Raw genomic sequence first — 23,393 nt, 5'->3', positions numbered from 1 at the left:
CCACACTTCCTTTGCGCGAAATAAATAAGCTATCCTTCATCTCCTTCGGCAACCCTGATATAATACCCGTTGATATCAATAAAGGCAAATTCCCTTAAACCATACGGATGAGTTTTTAAACTATCGGCTATCTCAATTTTGCGGTCTTGCAGTTCTGCATACACCTCGTCAATATTATCCACAAACCACATCAGGGGCAAGCGGTGTTTGGTATTGTTAATTGCGGAGGTAAATTCCGCATCTTCGCCAAAAAGTAGCCTCATGTCGTCGCGTCTTATCCCGCCGTCTTTGTCGCCGGTTGTCCATTCATCATAAAACCCCAGAACGTCGCGATAATAATCAAGCGTTTGAACCAGGTTTTTTACCGGGAGATGAGGACCGCTTCTGATGAATTTTTTTGTTTTCATGCTATGTGGAGTATCCATTGCCAGGTTTGCAATACCGCAACCTGCACATTTTATGAAAACAACAGCTCCTCTGCCAGTTTTGTTCCTGCTATCCGGGCTTTGATCTTTGCGAAGGCTGTTTCGCGGGTTGTTGAAATATCGTCGCAAAATGGTGAAAATCCGCAATCATCGGTGGTACCTATCTGGTTTAGCGGAATATATTCGGCTGCCTCGAATATCCTGTCTCTAACATCCTCGGGGCTTTCAATTATTGGATTTAGCACATCTATTACACCAAGGAATACTTTTTGATGGGGTTTAAGGTATTGATTTATTGTTTTTAAAACCTTTATCCTATCAGGCTCGCTTGCCAGCTGCAAATAAAAGCTGCCTGCATTTAAATTAAAAAGGTGTGGTAAAAAATCGGCGTAATCAACATCTGCACTGTGGGTTGAATCATGGTCGCCACCGGGGCATACATGAACTCCCAATTTTTGCTGTTCTTCTTTGGTAAAACGATTAAAAACCTGGTTATTAAGATCGATAAAATGTTTCAACACACCGCCAGAGGGGTCAAGCTTAAGGGATAGCCTGCCTTCGGTAAAATCCATTTGTACTTTATATGCCCCCTGTTCCAAACATCTCCTGATATCTTGTTCACATTCATTCAGCAGGTCGGCAATAAACTCAGATTGGGTATAGTTCTCAATTCCATCCGGAGGGTAAATTAAACTTAAGGCAGATGCCGAAATTATAGCCTGTTTAACAGGTAGCTTTGTTAGTTTTTGAGCAGATACAAGGTATTTTTCGGCGTAATTACCGTACCTGAATGGCCCTTTGGTTAACAGCGGCAATTGGCGTGAATGACCATCTTCAAAATTAATTTTCATCCCTTCGGGACTTAGGTTAAGCAAGCCTTCAAGTGGATAGGTGGCGAAACTTGATTTGGTTTGTTCTCCATCCGTAATAACCGGCGATCCGGTTTCTTCAAACTCTTTTAAGGTTTCGGCAATTGCATCTGCATACAATTTTTGCAATTGATCGCCACTTGTTTGTGAGGTAATAGCAGCTACAAGCTCGGGCGACCTCGGGATGCTTCCGATTGGTTCAGTAGGTATTTTCATAAGATTTAATGGTTTTAAATAGGTATCTAAAACTACATTAATTTTATCCCGTAAAAAAATACTTTTTGATAATTATTATAATAAGTTATAAGCTGCTTTTATTAAAAAATACTGGTAGAAATAAGGTTGCTATTAATAAAGTATGGTTACCGATCCGCTGAGCACCTGTTTAGCCCCTTTTGTACTTATTACATAATAATACACAGCGGCGGGAAGTTTTTTACCATTATAGGAACCACCCCATGGGGTGGCATAGCCCTGTGATTGAAACACCAGGCTGCCTAAGCGGTTATAAACCTTAACCGTTGTTGATGGATCACCCTCCAGTCCGGCTATCACCCAGTTATCATTACGGCCATCGCCGTTGGGCGAAAATATATTGGGGATGTGGATATCATCGTAATGGCTGCTTATGGTAATGGTTTGTGTGGCTTTGCAGCCGTTGTTATCTGTAAGCTAAATCTATGCTGTCATACCGCGCCATAAATATGATGATCCAAAAATGCGTTCCTGAATTTTCCATGTGGATCATACTCAGCAACCACCTTTTTAAAATCGGCTAATTTCTCATACCGTGATGCCAAAACCTTGGGTGCTATTGTAAATACCTTACCCCAATGCGGCCGGGCGTTGAATGCCGTCAATGCCTTTTCAATAACAGGCAGCAATTTGGTAACAGCTTCGGTTTCGGGTTTCCAGGTGAAGTGGATAGTTACCGAAGCCTGGTTATGGCAGGGACTCATCCATAAACTGTCGGCTGCAATGGTACGGATCTCGGTGATAAACAAATGCGGACCAACCTGTTTTCCCAATTTGGCAATAGCCTCAATAGCTTCTACTGCATGATGCATCGGTACAAAATATTCTGATTGCAGCTCCTTACCGCTGCTGGGGGTAAAACCCATTTTAAAATGCGGCAAACGTTCATACCACGGCCCGGGTACGCCCATCTGGTCGGTGCAGCTCTCGGCGGGGTGATCGTAAATAGGGTGCAGGTTTTTGGTGGCCGCTTTTGCGCCGTAAAACTCGGGTTCATTATGGTCTTTTTCACCAACGCGGCTTTTTATCCAAACCTCGTTGATGCTGTCGCTTTGCCAGTCGGTAAATAAACTTACACTATACCCTGCAGATACTATTGCGTGGAAATGTTGTTTTACCTGCGCCATGGGCATCTTTAAAAATACGCGCTGGCGCATCATATAGGTTGGCTCAATAGCCAGTGTAACTTTAGTAATAAAGCCTATCGCCCCTAAGCCAACAACAACAGCATTGAACTTTTCCGGGTCGGCGGCCTTTGAAAAATGCACGATGCTGCCATCAGCAATCACAACTTCTAAAGCGGTAACGGCACTGGCCAGGTTGCCGTTTTTAACGCCGCTGCCATGCGTAGCCGTAGTGATTGACCCCGCAACCGAAATATGCGGCAGCGAAGCCAGGTTGTGCAAGGCGAAACCTTGTTTGTGCAGATAGGGGGCTAATTCTCCATATTTAATGCCGCCTTCTACAGTAACGGTCATTGCTTTTTTATCGATTGAAATTACTTTATTCAGTTCTTTAGTCGAAACCAGGTCGTCTTTGCTATCAGCTATCCTGTTAAAGCAATGCCTGGTGCCCAGGGCTTTAAGTTTGCCGTGTTTTTTAACCAGTTGCTGCACTGCAGCTGCCGAATTTGGGTATTGTACATTGGCCGTACTGTAAGTAAGGTTGCCTGCCCAGTTTTTTAATGGGGCTTCTGTAGCCCAGGATGTAATTGAAGATATCAAAGGAGTAGCCATAATTGTTCCGCCTAAACGAATAAAGGTTTTTCTTTTCATAAAAAGATGGTTGATGCCTGGTTAGCACAAGTTAGTATTTTAAGTTTTATAAAAAGAAGGTGAAATGGATTTATTTGAAGATAGGGGGGTATTTGTTTTGATTTTCCTAAAATGCCACAGGCCCGATACCAACGTACCGGACCCCTGGTTACCCTAAAAATAGTCAAACTGATTAATTAGCTGTAAGCGCAACCGGCGCCAGCTGCCTTGGCGAGTGGCCGGGGGGTAAATGACCCCAGGTCGGGAAGGAAAAACAAGTAGCATATGCACCTATAAAAACAAAAGGCTATCTTGTGAATATTTATCATACCAAAAACAACCCAAAAGACATGGCAACCAACACCAGTAAATTAACCCTGCACGAAGATTGGGCAGTAGTTATTTTAGGGTCATTAATTATCATACTGGCCATAGCTGGTTTAATTTTACCTGTACCATCATTCGGCTGGACAAACGGTGCCGAACTTATGGGGAGGGTTTTGGGTGCCGCAAACCTCTTTAAAATAGCCATCCAATTTGTTTTTGTGCTGATCATTGGCGGTATTGGCGCAATTATTACCGGTAAACCCGTAAAAAATTATGCTCTGGGTTTTCCGCTGGTTTACCTGGTTACCATTATTGCGCTGGTGTTGGCCGGTAGCAGCCAGGCCAAATCATTAAACCTGGAAGCGGTTATATTCAGTTTGGCTCTGGGCCTCGTTATCAGCAACTTTTTAAAACTGCCCCGGTGGTTAAAAGCATCTCTATCCACCGAACTGTTTGTGAAGATAGGCCTGGTGTTGCTGGGCACCAGTGTGATTTTTTCGGACATTTTAAAAGCCGGATCCTTAGGGTTGATCCAGGCTTTGTTGGTGGTAACCTCGGTATGGTACTTTGCTTTTTGGGTATGTAAAAAGTTAAAGGTTGACGATGAAATAGCCATGATGATTTCCAGCGCGGTATCCATCTGCGGTGTATCTGCTGCAATTGCAACTGCGGGGGCCATTAAGGGCGATCCCAAAAAACTATCCTATGTGATTTCGATGGTTTTGATCACGGCGATACCCATGATGATCTTCATGCCCATCATCGCCCGTTATTTCCATTTTTCACAGGAAGTGACCGGAGCCTGGCTGGGCGGCAGTATTGATACTACCGGAGCTGTGGTTGCATCGGGCACGCTGGTTGGCGAAGTTGCACTAAAGATCAGTACCATTGTAAAATTCTCGCAGAATGTATTGCTGGGCCTGGCCGCGTTTGCAATTTCCATTTACTGGACATATACAAAACATCCGGCAGGTAAGGATAAGGATACCAAACCTACACTGAAAGTGATTTGGGAGCGTTTTCCTAAATTTGTTTTGGGATTTATAGGCGCATCGGTATTGTTTTCATTTTTTCTGCCGGCTGCAACAATTTCGACAGTAAAGGATAGCCTTAAAAACCTGCAGGGATTATGGTTTGCGCTGGCTTTTACCAGTATTGGGCTGGAAACCAATTTTGCCGATCTGTTTAGCGAAAACAGTAAAAAACCATTGTACGCGTTTTTGATTGCTCAAACGTTTAATATTTTTGTTACCCTTGGCATAGCATGGGTATTGTTTTAGATCGACTTATAATTCATAGGCAAATCAACTCACTCCGATATCGCTGCGCTCGTTTGTTCCTCTTTACGAGTGCTGCCTGCGTTTAAACTCGCTTGGTGTACAATCATATTTTGCCTTAAATACAGTTGCAAAATAATTGGGACTGGCAAAACCAACCATATAGGTGATCTCGGATATAGAGTACGCCTCGTGAACCAGCAGGTATTTGGCTTTCTTTAGCCTGCGATTTAAAATATAGTCGGTAATGCTGCAGCCAAGCAGGGCCTTTACTTTACGGTAAAGCTGCACACGCGATATGCCTATGGTTTTGCAAATATCATCAACGTTAAAGCTTTCGTTGGCCAGGTTTTGCTCAACAATGCCTGCAAAATCATTCAGGAATTTTTTGTCGATGGTTTTTGATACCGGCATTTTGCCATGACTAACATCGCTGGTGAAATGCTCTTTTAGTATTACCCTGTTTTTGATGAGGTTTTTTACGGTTGCCAGTAATTGGTCGTAGTTAAAAGGCTTTACCATATAGCAATCTGCCATGCTGCGGATGCCGTCTATTTGTTGTTCAACCCCAGCCTGCGCGGTTAGCAGTATAACAGGTATATGCGATGTACGGATATCGGTTTTTAGGTTTTCGGTTATCACCTTGCCCGACATGCCCGGCAATACCACATCTGATATGATCAAATCAGGAACTTTTTCAAATGCTTCGGACAATCCTTGTATGCCGTTATCAGCGGTGAAAATCTCGTAATCTGCCGCCAGTTTATCGGTGAGGTAGTTTAGCAGGTCGGCATTGTCTTCTATAATGAGGATGGATTGTTCCTTGGGATGAGTAAGTGCATCTGAATCGGTTTTTATTTCGCCTTGCTCCAGGTCGGTGGTATAGATGCGGGCGCGCTCTTCAATGGCCACTGCATTTATTGCAGGGCTATTGTTATCGGTAGTATAGTTGTACAGGTTACCGAGGGGAAGGGTTATCGTAAAAGTTGTGCCCTGCCATTTTTTACTACTTAACTTAATGCTGCCATGATGAAGGGAAACGATCTCCCTGGATAAAGATAACCCCAGGCCCGAGCCGCGGTAGTTACCGTTATCAGCCTGGTAAAACTGGTCGAAAACATGTTCCATTTCTTCGGGCTCCATACCTATGCCATTATCCTGTATGGCTATTTCCACATTTTCGGAATTTTGAGCAAGCATTACCTGGATCCTGCCATTATCTTTAGTGAATTTAAGCGAATTTGATAATAAATTAAAGAAAACCTTATCCAGCATATTCGCATCAAACCAGGTGGTTATGTTTTTTTCTGTCGATATTAAATTCAGGCTGATGTTACGTTTTTGGGCATTATGCTGAAAGCTATCCAATATATCTTTAACAAACTCCACCAGGTTGCTGGGTGATGCATTAATCTGCTGCTTATCATATTCAATTTTACGGTAATCTATTAGCTGGTTAACCAATCGCATCAATCTGAATACATTTTTATAAATCAGTTTTAAGTTTTTACCGGCAACGATGTTCAGCTTTTCGTTCTTCATCATGTCCTCAACAGGCGAGAGAATGAGCGTTAATGGCGTACGGAACTCATGCGAAATATTGGTGAAGAAATTCAGCTTGGCTTCGGTTGCAGCTTCTGCGCGTGCCGACATTTCGATCAACTGGTTACGCTGCGACAGGATCTCGTTGTTTTTGGCTTCGAGGCTTCTGTTAATCTTACGGTTTTCCATCAGCCAGTAAAAAGCAAGCCCCCCGAACACAACAGCCAGCACCAGTGTTATCACAGTGATATTTAAAACTAATTGTTGACTGTTATAAATCTGGCGCTGCTCTTCCAGTAAGGATTGCTGCCGCTCAATGTCTTTTTGCTGGCTGTTGATTTTGTTCCATTGCAGCTTCATGAGTTGTACATTGGTTGAATCAATAACCAGCGACTGCAAAATGTTCTCCTTAGCAAATGATTCTTTGTTCAGGATTCGGAAAGCTGTAGTGATAGCTTCTTTACCACCGGTTGGGTATACCAAACTGGCATCAATAATTTTGGATGCCACCATTTGCAGGCCACCGCCGTTCCCGGGCATTGCGTCAACCCCCAAAACTTTAACATGATGATCTAAGTGCAGGCTATTTAGCACATCCCTCGATCCTACGGCCATTACATCGTTATGGGCAAACAGGGCATCGGCTGTTTTTAAATCCGCTTGTACCAGGTTTAGCTGCTTTTGGGCATGATCTTTTAGCCAGTCGCCGTATACCTGTGCTTTAATGTGGATGTTATTAAACTTTGATAAAGCATCACTAAAACCCCTATGCCTTTCAATTGCCGGGGACGAACCCGGAAGTCCCATTACCTCTACAATGTTGCCTTTACCTTTAAGGGTAGCTCCAATGTATTCGCCGGCCATTTTGCCAACCTGGTAATTATCGGCACCTACATAAGCTGTATACAGGTCTGAGGATGTTTTGCGGTCGATAACTATAACGGGGATACCTTTATTATAGATTTGTTCAACTATGCCTTTAAGCGGCTGTGCTTCGTTGGGAGAAATGATCAGCAGGTCGATGCCTTCATCCAGCATTTTCTTTACCTGTTCAATTTGTTTTTTACTGCTGTTATCAGCATCGGCATAAATAAATCTGGCATCGGGGTGCAATGAAAGTTCCATTTTCATTTCATCCAGCATATTGCGCCGCCACAAGTCAGAGCCTACGCATTGCGAAAAGCCTATTGTATATTGTGATGTTTTGTCGGCTTTTTTACAGCCGGCAAATACCGTTAATATAAATACGGGTAACAGGAATATGCTGCGCAGGTTATAATTCAAAGCCATTAACTTCAATCAGGTTCGTATAATAATTTAACGTTTAAGTACGGTTGTATTGGCCGATGCTATCCCTTTTTGGATGCTTCTATACAAATGTATCGATAAATGTTTCTACAAAACAAACAAGGAAGCCTGCAGGGAGTGCAGCGGATGTATCAAAACTGAAATAAGCAGGTAACAAAAACAAACATGTTGCTGAAATAAAAATGATACTTTATTTTATTTACCTGAAAATCAAGTGTTTAAATCAGTTTAAATTTTTGTACTGTTTTGGTATAAAATCAATAACTGCTGCTTTGCAAATGGCCCTACTTTGCAATCGTAAATCCAATTAACACCTTTTATAATTATTATGAGAAAACATTCCGTCCTGGCCTGGTCCATGGTCGTAGCCCTTGGTGGCTTCCTTTTCGGGTTTGATACCGCAGTAATATCGGGCGCCGAAAAATCTATCCAGCAATTCTGGCATCTGTCTGTAGTGGAGCATGGGCTTACTATTTCTATCGCGCTTATAGGTACCGTGATAGGTTCCCTTTTAGGCGCCAGGCCATCAGATATGTTTGGACGGAAGAATACTTTATACTTTGTAGCCGCTGCTTATTTATTATCATCAATAGGTACAGCGCTTGCCGACAACTGGCATGTGTTTTTAATTTTCAGGTTATTAGGCGGCCTGGGTGTAGGTATATCATCCGTTACCGCTCCCATTTATATATCAGAAGTATCGCCTGCCGACCGTCGGGGAAGGCTGGTGGGTTTATTCCAGTTCAACGTAGTATTGGGTATCCTCGTCTCGTACCTGTCAAACTACCTTATCAGCCAGGGCGGCGAAGCCTCATGGCGCTGGATGTTAGGTGTACAGGCATTCCCGTCGTTACTTTTCCTGGCGCTCATCTATTTTATACCCGAAAGCCCGCGTTGGCTTATTCTTAAAAAAGGGGAAACCGGCAGGGCGCTTGAGATCCTAAGGATCATAAATCCGCTTAATTGCGATCAGGAACTGGCATCTATTAAAAACTCCAATTTAAATGCGGGTTCTTCAAACACCAGTCTTTTTTCTGGCCAGTATAAAACTCCGGTGATATTGGCCGTGCTTTTCGCCTTTTTTAACCAGGTATCGGGCATCAACGCCATTATATATTACGCGCCCCGCATATTTGAAATGGCCGGCCTTGGCGCTCATTCTTCACTGCTATCTACAGTTGGCATCGGGTTAATCAACTTTATATTCACCCTGTTAGGCATCAATATTATTGATAAAGTAGGTCGCCGTACATTAATGCTTGTAGGTTCTTTCGGCCTTATAGCATCGCTATTTCTGGTGGCGTTCACCTTTTACACCGGGCATTTTAACGGTTTTGCCATACCAATTTATATGATGGTGTTCATTGCCTTCTTCGCTTTTTCGCAGGGGGCGGTTATCTGGGTGTTTATCTCCGAAATTTTCCCAAACCAGGTGCGTGCAAAAGGGCAAACATTGGGGAGTTCAACACATTGGGTTATGGCCGCGATAATTGCCTTTTGTTTTCCATACCTGGCCGAGTCGCTGGGTGGTGCAGTTACATTTTCATTCTTTGGGACGATGATGATCTGCCAGCTCGTTTTCGTATGGAAGTTTATGCCCGAAACTAAAGGACGCTCACTGGAACAGATTGAAACTAACATGGTAATGCATTAATAATTAAATCATGATGAACCTGCAAACAGAAATATTAACCCCGGCCATTTGCTATGGCGAAATCCTTTGGGATGTGCTGCCCGATGGCCCGCAACCCGGCGGCGCTTTGCTAAACGTTTCGTACCACCTGAATAAATTAGGTGTACCGGCCAGCCTGGTAAGCAAAATAGGTAATGACATTGACGGCCAAAAGCTGGAAAGCCTGCTTGACGGCTGGGGAATACCTAAACATTTGCTGCAAAAGGACACCGAACACCCCACCAGCCAGGTAATTGCCAAAATGAATAATGGCAACGAAGTATCGTATGAGATAGTTTTCCCGGTGGCCTGGGATTTTATTAACGATAGTGAGCACATCATCAGTCAACTGAAGCCGTCAACCTACCTGGTGTATGGCAGCCTGGCATCAAGGAACAGCGTATCGCGCAATACCTTGTTTGAACTGTTGGAAAGTGAAGCCATTAAAGTGTTTGATATTAACCTGAGGCCGCCGTTCATTAGCCGCGATTTGTTGGATGAGTTGCTTCATAAGGCCGACATTGTAAAATTTAACCAGGCCGAACTGGAAATGGTACAAGGCTTATTCCGTGGATCATTCTGGAAAGAATCGGAACAGATCAAATTTATCCAGGATCATTTTAACATCCCCGAGATCATAGTTACCAAGGGCGAGTTTGGCGCATCATATTACAAGGGCGGTAACGCTTACCATGTAGCCGGCCGAGAGGTAAAAGTTATAGATACCATTGGCAGCGGCGATTCGTTTTTAGCCGCCTTTATAGCCAACCATTATCATGGCGAACAGCCGCAAACCTTATTGAAAAATGCAATAGCGATGGGAGCATTTATTGCGACAAAGAAAGGAGGTTGCCCGGATTATAAAATAAAAGAATACCAGGACTTTATAAACAAAATGTTTTAACCCCAACCAATAAACTTAAATAAAAATCAATGAGAAAATTATTACTTATTTGTTCCTTTCTTATACTGCTCATAAGCAAGGGACATGCGCAATCCCGTATCATTACCGGGACTGTATTGGATAACACATCAAAACCAATGGATGGTGTTACCATAGTGGTTGTTGAAACCCAAAAATCAACATTATCAGATGCCAGCGGAAAGTTCAGTATCTCTGCAGCAACCGGGCAATCTATACGGTTTTCATATGTAGGCACCAAGCCGGTAGTTATAACGATTGCAGCCGATACCAAAGTGCTTAATGTTGTATTTAAAGATGCCGCAAACACCCTTAATGAGGTAGTGGTAACCGGTTATACATCCGAAAGAAAGAAAGACCTTACGGGCGCGGTAGCCGTTGTTGACTTAGCACCTGTAAAAAATAACAGTTCGGGCAATACCATGCAGGCTTTGCAGGGCAGGGTTGCCGGTTTATATATCGAAAAAGATGGATCGGCTAATGGCTCAACCAGCAGGATCCTGATCAGGGGTGCAAATACGTTGGGCAATAACAACCCTTTATATGTTATTGATGGTATACCCACCACCAGGCCCGAGGTGTTTCAAAATTTATCACCTTCCAACATTTCATCGGTACAGGTACTAAAAGACGCATCGGCCGAATCAATTTACGGAGCTCGGGCATCAAACGGCGTTATCATTGTTACTACCAAAAATGGTGGCAATACCGATGGCAAAGTTCAGTTCCAGTTTAATAACAGTACCTCTATCCAATCCGAAAAATCACTGCGGTTTAAAATGCTGAACGCCGCCGACAGGGGCAAGGCCTTATGGCAGGCCTCGGTAAATGACGGGCAAAACCCTACCGAAGGCTATGGAGAAATTTATAATTTTGACTGGAACAATAACTATAGCAACCCGGTTTTAAATAGTGTTACCGCCAAACCATTTGTAGGTGGCGATACCAATACCCCCGTAGGCGATACCGATTGGCAAAGCGTATTATACAAAACCGCATTTGTTTACAACAATGATTTCACCGCTTCGGTAGGTAACAAAAATTCGTCGCTGCAAATTAATTTCGGAAACATAAAAAATACCGGCCTGGTAAGGTTTACCAAATACGGGCGCACTACGGGTAGCATCAATGCTGTAACCCGTGCCTTTGACAGCAAAGTAAGTTTTGGTGTTAATTTAAAAATTACCAATTCCAATGAAACGCTTACAACTAAGGACATTGGCGGTGCTTCGACCCCGTCTTTGGCAGTGACACTGGCACCTACTATTCCTGTATACCAAAAAGATGGTGTTACTTACGCCGGTGAATCGGGCGCGGGATACTCTGACAGGAACAACCCCCTGCACATGCAGGACCTGGCGAAATGGAATAACGCAAACCGTTTAAACACATTTGGGAACGTTTTCCTGGAAATCCAACCAATTAAGAATTTATTTATTAAATCTAATTATGGTGCAGATAATGCCAACTATTTAAGCAAGGTAATTACACCAACTTTTACTGAAGGTGCTTTAAGCAACACTACAAACAGTTTATTTTTTGATCAAAATCATTACTTAAGCACTACGCTGTCAAATACAATCAGGTATAACCTCGATTTGAATGCAAAAAATCACTTCAAATTTTTAGTTGGTACAGAATACGTTAAAACATTCACTGATTTTCAAACTACCAAAAAAGAAGGTTACACCGTTCAGACCGAGGATTATTTCACATTGGACGCAGGAATAGGAAAAACAATCGTTACCGGCACTTCGCTGGGAAACAAGTTGCTTTCTGAATTCGGCCGCCTGGATTATAATTACGACGGCAAATATTTAGCATCCGCTACTATTCGCCGGGATGGCTCTTCCAGGTTTGGTGCGAATAATCAATATGGTATTTTCCCGTCAGCTTCTTTGGGATGGAGAATTGATAAGGAAGGTTTTATGAAGAATAACGGCATTTTCTCTGAATTAAAAGCAAGACTTGGTGTGGGCCGTGTTGGTAACCAGGAAATCGGCGATCTGTCGCGCTACTTGCTTTACTACTCGCGATATGGCACTTCCCAGAACGAACTGACGCCTGGCTTTTGGGAACAATATATGAATGTTGGCACCGCATATTCCTTGTCAGGAGCTAATACCGGAGCTTTACCTTCTGGATTTGTTCAAACACAAGCGGCAAACCCTGCACTTAAATGGGAAACTACAGATGAAATTAATGGCGGGTTAGATTTTGCCCTGTTTAATGATAAAATATCTGGTTCATTTGATTATTTCTCACGAAAAACATCTGATATATTGATTACTCCCCCGGTTGCATCGGCCTTGGGCGAAGGTCAAAGCAAAACAGTTAACGGTGCTTCAAAAACCAATAAAGGCTGGGAGTTTTTAGTGACTTATCATGGGCAGCAATCAGGCGATTTTAATTACAATGTAACCCTAAACTTTTCGCACTTCAGGGATAAGATCACCGTTTTGCCTGAAAATGTTCGACCTGCTTATGCTGGTAATATAGGTAACACGATCATTGGTCATTCTCAATTTGACATTTTTGGCTACAAAACCGCAGGCCTTTTCCAATCCCAAGCTGAAGTGGATGCAGCGCCGGCTCAAATAGGTGCCGGGCCAGGAAGAGTTCGTTACGTGGATATCAATCATGACAATAAAATTGATGCCGATGATCGAACCTGGATAGGGACTACATTGCCCGCTTTAGAGTACGGTGCAAGAATTGATCTGACTTATAAAAAGTTTGATTTATCCATATTTGGATCGGGTGTTGCAGGGAGAAAAGGATTTGATATTTACACCTTTTATAACAACCTGATGCATAGCCGGGAAAACGTGGGCCCAGGGGTATTTAACGGTTGGACACCGCAACATACCAACACGAGTGTACCAGCCCTAACGCTTAAAGACAACAACAACGAAGGCAGAACTTCTGATTATTTCATTGTAAATACATCTTATTTCAAAGTGAGAAATATTCAGATCGGGTATAGCATTGTACCGAAAGCGGTTTTTACCAGGCTACGGCTATTTGCTATGGCTGAGAACGTGTTTACATTTAAGAGTAAACAGTATTTAAGTCCGGATCCGGAAAGATTGAGCCTTGACCAGGTTCCGATCCCTAAGGTGTTCAGTTTTGGTATTAATGCATCATTTTAAAATATTCGATATGAAAACGAAAATATTTATAACAACAATTTTATCGGGGCTAATCATTCTTAGTTCCTGTAAAAAAGCACTGGACTATACTCCAAAAGGAGCATTATCCACCTCAGACCTTACTTCGCCTACGGCTGTAGAGGGATTGGTAACCGCGGCCTATGCCGCTATTGGCAACGGCGATATGATAGGCCCTATATACAGCGACTGGGCATACGGCAGCGTTCGCTCAGATGATGCTTACAAAGGCGGCGGTGGTACCGGCGATGTTGGTGAAGTTGATGCTTTGGAGCATTACAACCTGGTAACCCCATCCATGGATGCCTTTGTTTCGCGCACCTGGAAAAATTTGTTTAAATCTATTTCAAGGGCAAATGTGGCGTTAAGAGCCGTTACTTCGCTTTCGGATGCTGATTATCCTAACAAAAAGACACGTTTGGCCGAATTGAGGTTTTTGCGTGCGCACAGCTATTTTACCATGAAGCTGCTTTATAAAAACATTCCCATTTTTGACGAAAACGCCTCTTCGGATGATATCCTGAAAGTTTCAAACACGTTATCAAATGAGGATGCATGGAATAAAATTGCCGCCGATTTTCAATACGCTATTGATAATCTGCCGGTGACTCAGCCCCAGCTGGCAAGGGCCAATAAACTAAACGCCCAGGCTTATTTAGCAAAACTGAGGTTATACCAGGCTTATGAGCAGGATGATAAGCATCATGTAGTAAACATCAATAAAACAAGACTACAGGAAGTGGTTGATCTTACACAAGCTGTTATAGCATCGGGTAAATACTCATTAAGTGGTGATATTGCCGATGACTTTTTACCGGAAACTGAAAACGGCCCCGAATCTGTATTCGCGATACAGTTTACCATTAATGACGGAACTACTGCCGGCCGTATGAATTTTGAGGATGGTTTAAATTATCCGCATGGCGCACCACAATACGGTTGCTGCGGCTTTCATGCTGCAAGTCAGAATCTGGTAAACGCCCATACTACTGATGTAAATGGCTTGCCCAACTTTGATTCATTTAACAACAGCGTAGCCGATTTAACAAAAGTAACCGTTGACCCAAGGTTAGATCATACTGTTGGGATAGATGGCCACCCATACAAATATGATAACACAAAGCTATTTAGCAACAGCTGGGTACGTGATCCTGGTGTTTATGGAAATTTCCATACCATGCGCAACCAGCAATTGGCTACCAGCTCATCATACTTTAAGCTTGGTCCATTTATGGGGTCGGCAAAAAATTATGATATCATCAGATTTGATGATGTACTGCTGATGCAGGCCGAAGCCTATATTGAACTGGGGCAGCAGGCAAGCGCTTTGCCACTCATTAACCAGGTACGCAACCGCGCCGCCGCAAGTACAGGAAGGCTTAAAAAACTGGATGGTAGCTTTCCGTCCAATTATAACGTTAAACCCTATAGCATTGCCAACTGGACGCAGGATTATGCCCGCAAAGCGCTGCAATGGGAAAGGCGCCTTGAGTTTGCCACAGAAGGCGCGCGTTTCTTTGATTTAGTGCGATGGGGCATAGCCGAAAAAACCTTAAACGATTATATCAATATTGAAAAAGGCAGGAGAACATTTTTAGCAACGGCTAAGTTTACCGCCGGCAGAGATGAGTACCTGCCTATACCACAATCCGAAATTACATTTACCAACGGTTTATATAAACAAAACCCGGGATATTAAGATTATTAATAAAATAACGGGTACCTGGCCTTATAAATTAGGCCGGGATCCTGTTTTTTTAAAACTAAATTTATGAAATATTTCTTTTAAGGTTTTTGAATACACCTGCCCAATAATATAACCTATTAAAAGCTTAAATTATGAAAACTAAATATGGCATATTAATGCTGATTGCCTTTATTACCGTAGCTTGTGTTTGTAAAGCTCAGGATATTTCAAAAAAACCTTACACGGAGGCATATCGCCCACAGTTACATTTTTCGCCAAAAGCACATTGGGTAAATGATCCCAACGGCATGGTGTACTTTAACCACACCTATCACCTGTTTTTTCAGTATTACCCTAAGGATATTATTTGGGGCCCAATGCATTGGGGGCATGCGGTAAGCAAGGACCTCATCCACTGGAAAGAGTTACCGATAGCTTTATATCCGGATAGTTTGGGCTATATATTCTCTGGCAGCGCCGTGGTTGATTCTAACAACACTTCGGGCTTTGGTAAAAAGGGCAAGATTCCGATGGTAGCCATCTTTACCCACCACGATCCGAAGGGAGAAAAAGCAGGAACAGACGTTTTTCAGAACCAAAGTATTGCATACAGCCTGGATGAAGGGAACACCTGGACAAAATACAGCGGCAACCCGGTATTGAAAAATCCAGGTATCAAGGATTTTAGAGACCCTAAAGTGATGTGGTATGCCAAAGAAAAAAAATGGGTGATGACTCTGGCTACTAAAGATCACATCACTTTTTATTCGGCAACCGACCTAAAGAAGTGGAAAAAGGAGAGTGAGTTTGGTTTAAGAGAGGGAGCGCACGGCGGGGTATGGGAATGCCCCGACCTGTTCCCTTTAAAATTGAATGGTAAAACATATTGGGTATTGATAGTAAATATTAATCCGGGAGGGCCAAACGGAGGATCGGCCACGCAGTATTTTATAGGCAGTTATAACGGTAGCAAGTTTACACCAATAGACACCAAAACCCGTTGGCTGGATTATGGCCCGGATGAATATGCAGGGATAACATGGAGTAATACCGGCAGCCGTAAAATATTTTTAGGCTGGATGAGCAACTGGGAATATGCTAACCAGGTACCAACCGAAAAATGGCGCAATGCCATGACAATCCCCCGTGACCTGCATTTAAAGCAAAGCAACCAGGGTATCGTGATAGCCTCGGCACCGGTGCCCGAACTGGCTAAGATCAACGCAACAACGGTGGCTTTAAAAAATGTACAGGTTAATAAAACGCTTGATTTGTCATCAAAAGCTGCAGGTTCCAAAAGCCAGTATGTATTAAAGATGAGCCTTGCGCAATTAAAAGGTTATACCATAAAGTTATCAAACAAAAAAGAACAAGAGCTGCTGATTGGTTATGATGAAGCAAAAGATCAGTACTTTATCGATCGTACAAAATCAGGAAAGATTGATTTTCAAAAGGATTTTGCCGGCCGGTTTACAGCGCCGAGGTTTACAGCCGCTAAAAATTCAGATATCACCATTGTGGTTGATAAAGCATCTGTTGAACTTTTTGCTGATGGGGGATTAACTACCATGACGGCTGTTTATTTCCCTGACGGGGACTTCACTAACCTTGCTATAAATACCACCGAATTGAAAGTTAAGGGCCTTAGTATTACCGGGTTAAAATCTACCTGGGGTAAATAAACCGATTTAATTTTTGAGGCGCATTAAACAGCGCGTTTCTCCATAATCTAATCATAGGGATTGAAACCCTCTTATGTTTTTCTTAAGGCGCTTCCGCAAAATGGGAGCGCCTTTTTTTGGTTAATAGCCACATTAATTTTGCATTTAAAATTGTTAAAAAAAATTTCGTAATCGATTGCGTAAATTGCTAAATTGCCCTCCTTTAAGGCCTTTGTGCTTTAAGCCACATAAACCCATATTATAATTTAAATCAAATGTATTCTATTAAGTACCCTCCTGTAAACGTTAGCGGTAAAAGGTTTTTGGTGTTACTTGTTTGCGTGCTGAGTTTTCAAAAGCTTACGGCACAAAGCAAAGTACCACTTAATGACCTGTCTTTTTTTCAGAATCCCTCATCAAACTGGAAACTTGCAACCAATGTGCAGGCCGATCTTTTACAAGACGAAGTATTGTCTGTTAAGGATGGCGCAGGCATCCTGGTAAACCTGCCTGGTAAAAACGGAGCAAAAGATTTGTTCACCAAAACTAATTATGGCGATATGGATCTCGAGCTTGATTACCTGATGGCAAAAGGATCAAACTCCGGGATCTATCTCCAGGGGCGTTATGAAATTCAGTTGCTGGATAGCTGGGGGGTAGTTAACCCTAAATCGGGCGATAATGGCGGCATCTATGAACGCTGGGACGATAATAAACCCAATGGACAACAAGGATATGACGGCCACGCTCCAAGGCAAAATGCAAGCAGGGCGCCTGGCTTGTGGCAACATATGAAGATCTCGTTCCAGGCGCCGCAGTTTGATGCAAACGGACAAAAGATATCAAATGCCAAAATACTTTATATTTGGTTAAATGGTGTTTTAATACAGGATAATGTAGAGCTTGCCGGGCCAACCCGCGGGGCTATAGATAATAAAGAAACCATTGCCGGCCCTTTACGCATCCAGGGCGATCATGGTGCGGTAGCTTTCAGGAACATCAGCATAACCGGTTTTGATAAACATCACCCCGTACTGTCAAACTTAAAATACCATGTATACAAAGGCGGTTTGCTTACCGATGCTGATTACAAAAAATTAAAGCCCGAAGTTGAAGGCAGCTCGACAATTTTGTCATCAAACCAGGGTAGGTTAACCAACGACTTCTTGATCCGCTATACAGGTACAATTAAGATTACCGAAGCGGGCGAATATGCATTTAAGTTAAGTGTACCGGGCGGCAAGGGTTCTTTACGCATTAATGGTGCTGATGCTGTACCAACGGCTGAAAGCAAGGGCGCCGGCAAAATTCAATTGCAACCTGGCAACCATAATTTCGAGCTCTTTTATTCAAAAACTGTTGACTGGGCTAAGCCGGCTTTAGGGCTTACTGTAGCTGGTCCGGGCATCCGCGAGTATTTATTGAGCGATGCCAATGTTAGTTCAAATGACCCTATTGATCCGATATTGATCAACGCTACATCAAATACAATTTTGCGTAGCTTTTCTGATCTGCCGGGCGGCATTCGGGTTACACATGGCGTAAATGTGGGCAGTACCGAGCAGGTGCACTATACATACGACCTGGATAAGGGGATGATAGTTGAAATATGGCGCGGCGGATTTTTGGATGCAACCCCTATGTGGCATGACCGCGGCGACGGCTCATCGCGCCCTGCCGGATCTTTTCAATACCTTGGCAAACCGGTGCCGGTAATTGAAAAACTGGCTAACACACAGGCACAGTGGGCACCCGATACAGCAGGAACGGGTTATCGGCCTAAAGGATACATTTTAAATGCGGATGATCAGCCAACCTTCATGTACGTTATTTACGGCTCTGCGGTGAATGATGCCAGCAGGGTTATTGCAGGTGGGCAAGGCATTCGTCGCGACATAGTTTTGCAAAAACCTGTTGACGGTTTATTTGCTCACCTGGCTACAGGCGATAATATTGAAGAGCTTGGTAACGGACTATATATAGTTGACGATAAATCTTACTATATCCGTATTGATGATGCCGGGGATGCCAAACCTGTAGTCAGAAGCGCGGCAGGCAAGCAGGAACTTATCATCCCGATTAAGCAAAAATTAACCTATTCTATTATCTTTTAAGTAGCCTTCGTTATGAATTATACACTAAAACAAATGATAAACAGGGCCACATTATTTACTACACTTATAATTGCCACTCTTTTAAATTATACCCCAAATACTTACGCTCAGGCCGAATCGGCTAAAGAGGATGATTATTTTAAGATTATGAAAGTGCCCGCACCCGAGGGCACTATATTGGAAGTTGGCGGTTTGTGCACTTTACCCAATGGAACACTTGCGGTAACCACCCGTCGCGGCGATATTTTTATGGTGGAGAATCCAACCAGCCAGCATCCCTTCTTTCGCAAATTCGCGTCTGGACTGCATGAGGTTTTGGGCGCTGCCTGGAAAAATGGCGCTTTGTATGTGGTGCAACGCGGCGAGCTTACTAAATTGGTTGATACCAATATGGATGGAAAGGCCGATGTTTTTGAAACTATTTACGCCTGGCCTTTATCTGGTAATTATCATGAATACAGCTTTGGACCAAAGATAGCGCCCGACGGATCCTTTTTTGTTACCCTGAATCTTGGTTTCCCGCCTGATTGGTGGCACCCCAAAAGTTTTGTACCGTGGAGAGGCTGGGCCCTCAATATTAAGGAAGATGGCACGGTTACACCATGGGCTGCCGGTTTTCGCTCACCTTGCGGCATCAGTATGATTGACGGTGAATTATGGTACAGCGATAACCAGGGTGATTGGGTTGGCTCGGGCAGTATTATGCAGGTTAAGAAGGGTGCTTTTATGGGGCATCCATCAAGTTTGGTATGGACTAATTTGCCAAACTCACCATTAAAACTTACACCGGAACAGTTCTTTGCCAAAAACAATCCAAGAATTGAATTTGATAAAGACGGACAACCGTTTAAACCACAAAATATTGTTAACGAAAAATTCAGGACCGAATTTGAGGAAAAAAAGGAGATCCCTGAATTAACACTACCGGCTGTTTGGTTGCCCCATGGCATATTGGGAATTTCCAACTCCGAAATTGTGAAAATACCCGAAGACGCATTCGGACCGTTTGCAGGCCAGTTGCTGGTATGCGACCAGGGACAAAGTATGATTGACAGGATCTTTTTAGAGAAAGTTAACGGCGAATACCAGGGTGCGGCATGGGCTTTCAGGAGCGGTTTTCAATCGGGTATCGTGAGACTTGCCTGGTTACCAGATGGTTCGCTGGCAGCAGGCGAAACTAACCGCGGCTGGGGATCTGCAGGAGAGGCTACCATGGGTTTACAACGTTTGGTATGGAATAATAAGGTCCCCTTTGAAATGAGGGCCATTCGCGCTATGCCGGATGGTTTTGAAATTGAATTTACCAAACCGGTGGATAAGAAGGTTGCCGGCGATTTAGCTTCCTACTCGGTAGAAAGTTATATTTATAAATACCACGGCGTGTACGGCAGTCCCCCGGTAAATACCCAAAAATGCCCTATAGTAGGCGTTAAAGTATCAGCGGATGGCTTAAGGGCCAGGCTTATAGTGAATAACCTGCGCAAATATTATATCCATACCATTACCCTTGACGGGATCCGTGATAAGGAGAACTATTTTAATCTTATTCACCCAACAGCATACTACACCCTCAACAATATCCCCGAAGGGCAAAAACTGTCAATGAGCGAAGTGAGCACTGCCAATTCATCTAAAGCGGTAAAAACAGCCTCACTTTCAGCGTCAAAGAAAGGAAAACTTTTAACTGCTGCCAGTGCGGTGCCAACTTATGATGAAGTGAAACCACTATTACTGAAAAATACCTGCCTGTCATGCCATAGTGCCAGTAAACGCCAGGTTGGTCCGGCTTACTCGGATGTAGCAAAAAGAAAATACAGTGTAAATGAGCTGGTGCAGCTGATCAGCAACCCTAAGCCCGAGCATTGGCCGGATTATTCGACCCCGATGCCGCCGATGCCGCAGGTGCCTAAAGAGGAAGCCAGGAAGATAGCGCTTTGGATAAAATCACTCGCCAAATAATGAGAATTATGAGAAATAAATCGACAATCAACATATAAAAATTGAGCAAAATCAAGAAAAATTGAGAAAAAACGATGAAAGGCCATCACGGTCATAAAAATTAGTGGCGCGGGCCTTTGGTCTGGAAAAAAAACCTTTTTACCGGACTTCATCCTGACCCTTGATCCTTTGCCATACATTGTTTTTTATTTACACTAATTATAAATATATCCTAAAAATGAAACAACTTGTAATGTTCGCAGTGTTATTGGCCGGTTCGGCAATAACAGCTTATGCGCAGCAAACCGGGAAACCGGAAGATACCGAATATTGGTCGCCGGTACCGGCTGTGGTAACTCCAGCCAAAAACGTGGGCGATGCGCCGTCTGATGCCATCATTTTATTTGATGGCAAAAATCTGGATGAATGGGTTGCCACTAATGATTCCACATCGGCACATAAATGGAAGGTTGCCGGTAAGATAATTACGGTTGATAAAACTGCAGGCGATATTCAAACCAAAAGAAAGTTTACCGATTTCCAGCTGCACATCGAATATCGCATTCCATCAAATATTACAGGCAGCGGACAGGGGCGGGGCAACAGCGGTATTTTCCTGGCTGCATTACCATGGGGCGCCGGCGGATACGAGCTACAGGTGCTTGATAACTATAATAACAAAACGTATGTTAACGGCCAGGTAGGCAGTTTGTATAAACAATCGCCGCCATTGGCAAACGCCTGCCGCAAACCCGGTGAATGGCAGTATTATGACGTGATATGGACAGCGCCCCGCTTTAACGAAGACGGGACTTTAAAATCGGCAGCGCGGGCAACGGTTTTGCATAATGGGGTGCTTGTTCAAAACAATACGGCATTAAAAGGCGATACCCCATATATTGGCCAGCCCGAATACCGTAAACATGGCGCCGAACCTATTAAATTACAGGCCCATGGCGACAAAAGCGAACCGATAAGCTACCGGAATATTTGGGTAAGGGAGCTGTAAAGCCTGCACTTTGTAAATAATTTGAACAGCCTGGGTATCAAACGCCCCAGGCTGTTTTTTTATAACCTGTTTACTTCTGCTAAACTTTATACCATGCTTGTTTCTATGCGCTCAATACGCTAAATTCGTTCATGACCAATAACCGACGCAGTTTTATCAGGCAGGCGGCCGTGCTTACCGGCGCTTTTTCGGCGTCCAGCCTGTTTAGCCAGGCGCATGCCCATGAATGGAGATCTGCCGAAAATAAAATAACCCATTTAACACCGCAACAGGTGGCGCAGGATGAGGATTTCTGGGGAGTTATCCAGCGGTCGTATTCGGTAAGCACCAATATCATAAATCTTAATAACGGGGGCGTTTCGCCTTCGCCGCTGGTGGTGCAGCAGGCCGTGGAGCGGTATAACCAGCTAACCAACGAAGGTCCCTCATACTATATGTGGCGCATACTTGACCAGGGCCGCGAACCCCTGCGCGAGAAACTGGCCCTGCTGGCCGGCGCCCTGCCCGAAGAGATTGCCGTTAACCGTAATGCTACCGAATCGCTTAATACCATTATATACGGGTTGCCCCTAAAAAGCGGCGATGAAGTGATAGGCGCCAAACTGGATTATCCGCACATGGTGCAGGCGTATTGTCAACGGGCATTGCGCGAAGGGATTATATACAAACAACTATCCTTTGATTTCCCGATTGAGGACGACGCGCAAATTGTAAAAGCCTACCAGGATGCTATCACCCCCAAAACTAAACTGATACACGTTACGCACATTATTAATTATGTGGGGCAGATTATGCCGGTTCGCAAAATATGCGATATGGCCCATGCCCGCGGCATCGAGGTTATTGTTGATGGAGCGCACTCCTTCGGCCTATTGGATTTTAAGATCCCCGATCTTAATTGCGATTACTTTGGCACCAGTTTACACAAATTCCTCTCGGCGCCTATAGGCAGCGGGATGATGTGGATTAAAAAAGAAAAAATTGCTAAAGTATTGCCCCTGTTGTGCGACGACAATCCCCAGGGCCCCGATATTCGTAAATTTGAAAACCTGGGTACCCGCAGCTTCCCGATAGAGCAGGGGATAGGCGAGGCCGTAAATTTTCAGCTGGCTATTGGCAGCAAACGTAAAGAAGAACGGATCCGATACCTTAAAAATTACTGGGCGGCCAAAGTGCAGCACCTGCCCAAAGTAAAACTGCATACTTCGCTGAAACCCGAATATGCATGTGCCATATGCGGCGTATCTGTTGATGGCATGCCCCCCGCACAACTGGAGGCCGCGCTGTTTAACCAATATAAGATCCATACGGTATCCATCGAGTTTGAAAACGTTAGCTGTGTACGCATTACCCCACATGTGTATACCACAATTGCCGACCTGGATAAACTGGTAAAAGCAATTACCGAAATAGCCGGAAAGACTGGATAATACCACCCGGGACCTTTCTGCTTTAAGTTAAAA

General features: G+C 43.7%; 15 protein-coding genes. 10 read left to right on the top strand and 5 right to left on the bottom strand.

Translation table 11 applies throughout. The features are described 5' to 3' along the window. Positions 1 to 29: 29 nt before the first annotated feature. The 4 genes from AC1DQW_RS02170 to AC1DQW_RS02155 form a co-directional block, all read right to left on the bottom strand. The gene (locus tag AC1DQW_RS02170) at positions 30 to 407 is read right to left on the bottom strand and encodes a VOC family protein (RefSeq protein ID WP_477452628.1); all 378 of its coding nucleotides are present in this window, start codon (positions 405 to 407) and stop codon (positions 30 to 32) included. Positions 408 to 457: 50 nt separating this feature from the next. Then, positions 458 to 1,510, bottom strand: a complete 1,053-nt coding sequence (locus AC1DQW_RS02165) for a cobalamin-independent methionine synthase II family protein (RefSeq protein WP_477452627.1) — start codon at positions 1,508 to 1,510, stop codon at positions 458 to 460. Between the two features lie 132 nt (positions 1,511 to 1,642). After that, positions 1,643 to 1,897 carry a gliding motility-associated C-terminal domain-containing protein gene (locus AC1DQW_RS02160; protein WP_477452761.1) on the bottom strand — a complete coding sequence of 85 codons (255 nt, stop codon included), beginning with the start codon at positions 1,895 to 1,897 and terminating at the stop codon, positions 1,643 to 1,645. Positions 1,898 to 1,980: 83 nt separating this feature from the next. Then, positions 1,981 to 3,324: a D-arabinono-1,4-lactone oxidase gene (locus tag AC1DQW_RS02155; protein WP_477452626.1), complete on the bottom strand. Its 1,344-nt coding sequence runs from the start codon at positions 3,322 to 3,324 to the stop codon at positions 1,981 to 1,983. Positions 3,325 to 3,653: 329 nt separating this feature from the next. Here AC1DQW_RS02155 and AC1DQW_RS02150 point away from each other — a divergent pair, with 329 nt between their 5' ends. Continuing rightward, positions 3,654 to 4,910 carry a YeiH family protein gene (locus tag AC1DQW_RS02150; RefSeq protein ID WP_477452625.1) on the top strand — a complete coding sequence of 419 codons (1,257 nt, stop codon included), beginning with the start codon at positions 3,654 to 3,656 and terminating at the stop codon, positions 4,908 to 4,910. Between the two features lie 63 nt (positions 4,911 to 4,973). Here AC1DQW_RS02150 and AC1DQW_RS02145 read toward each other — a convergent pair whose 3' ends face one another. Next, the gene (locus AC1DQW_RS02145) at positions 4,974 to 7,739 is read right to left on the bottom strand and encodes a substrate-binding domain-containing protein (RefSeq protein WP_477452624.1); all 2,766 of its coding nucleotides are present in this window, start codon (positions 7,737 to 7,739) and stop codon (positions 4,974 to 4,976) included. 346 nt (positions 7,740 to 8,085) lie between these two features. Between AC1DQW_RS02145 and AC1DQW_RS02140 the strand changes: the two genes are divergently transcribed. The 9 genes from AC1DQW_RS02140 to AC1DQW_RS02100 all read left to right on the top strand — a co-directional run bounded on the left by AC1DQW_RS02140 (position 8,086) and on the right by AC1DQW_RS02100 (position 23,360). Further along, on the top strand, positions 8,086 to 9,411 hold the full coding sequence (locus tag AC1DQW_RS02140) for a sugar porter family MFS transporter (RefSeq protein WP_477418479.1): 1,326 nt from the start codon (positions 8,086 to 8,088) through the stop codon (positions 9,409 to 9,411). Between the two features lie 10 nt (positions 9,412 to 9,421). Further along, complete coding sequence (locus AC1DQW_RS02135; protein WP_477452623.1) at positions 9,422 to 10,333, top strand: carbohydrate kinase family protein; 912 nt, start codon at positions 9,422 to 9,424, stop codon at positions 10,331 to 10,333. A gap of 29 nt (positions 10,334 to 10,362) precedes the next feature. Continuing rightward, positions 10,363 to 13,503, top strand: a complete 3,141-nt coding sequence (locus AC1DQW_RS02130) for a SusC/RagA family TonB-linked outer membrane protein (RefSeq protein WP_477452622.1) — start codon at positions 10,363 to 10,365, stop codon at positions 13,501 to 13,503. Positions 13,504 to 13,513: 10 nt separating this feature from the next. Then, positions 13,514 to 15,220 (top strand): RagB/SusD family nutrient uptake outer membrane protein, encoded by a 1,707-nt coding sequence (locus AC1DQW_RS02125; RefSeq protein ID WP_477452621.1) that lies wholly within the window; start codon positions 13,514 to 13,516, stop codon positions 15,218 to 15,220. Positions 15,221 to 15,360: 140 nt separating this feature from the next. After that, entirely contained in the window at positions 15,361 to 16,890 is a 1,530-nt protein-coding gene (locus AC1DQW_RS02120; RefSeq protein WP_477452620.1) for a glycoside hydrolase family 32 protein, read from the top strand. 254 nt (positions 16,891 to 17,144) lie between these two features. Then, a complete protein-coding gene (locus tag AC1DQW_RS02115) occupies positions 17,145 to 18,983 on the top strand; it encodes a 3-keto-alpha-glucoside-1,2-lyase-like domain-containing protein (RefSeq protein WP_477452619.1) in 1,839 nt (612 codons plus the stop codon). 12 nt (positions 18,984 to 18,995) lie between these two features. Beyond that, positions 18,996 to 20,942, top strand: coding sequence for a c-type cytochrome (locus tag AC1DQW_RS02110; protein WP_477452618.1), 1,947 nt, complete (start codon positions 18,996 to 18,998; stop codon positions 20,940 to 20,942). A gap of 217 nt (positions 20,943 to 21,159) precedes the next feature. Then, positions 21,160 to 21,930: a 3-keto-disaccharide hydrolase gene (locus AC1DQW_RS02105; protein ID WP_477452617.1), complete on the top strand. Its 771-nt coding sequence runs from the start codon at positions 21,160 to 21,162 to the stop codon at positions 21,928 to 21,930. Between the two features lie 131 nt (positions 21,931 to 22,061). After that, entirely contained in the window at positions 22,062 to 23,360 is a 1,299-nt protein-coding gene (locus tag AC1DQW_RS02100; RefSeq protein WP_477452616.1) for an aminotransferase class V-fold PLP-dependent enzyme, read from the top strand. The last annotated feature ends 33 nt before the right edge of the window (positions 23,361 to 23,393 follow it).

The organism is Mucilaginibacter sp. P5_A4 (assembly GCF_056400605.1).
The sequence above is the reverse complement of the archived record's forward strand: the minus strand, read 5'-3'. Positions and strand labels throughout refer to the sequence as shown.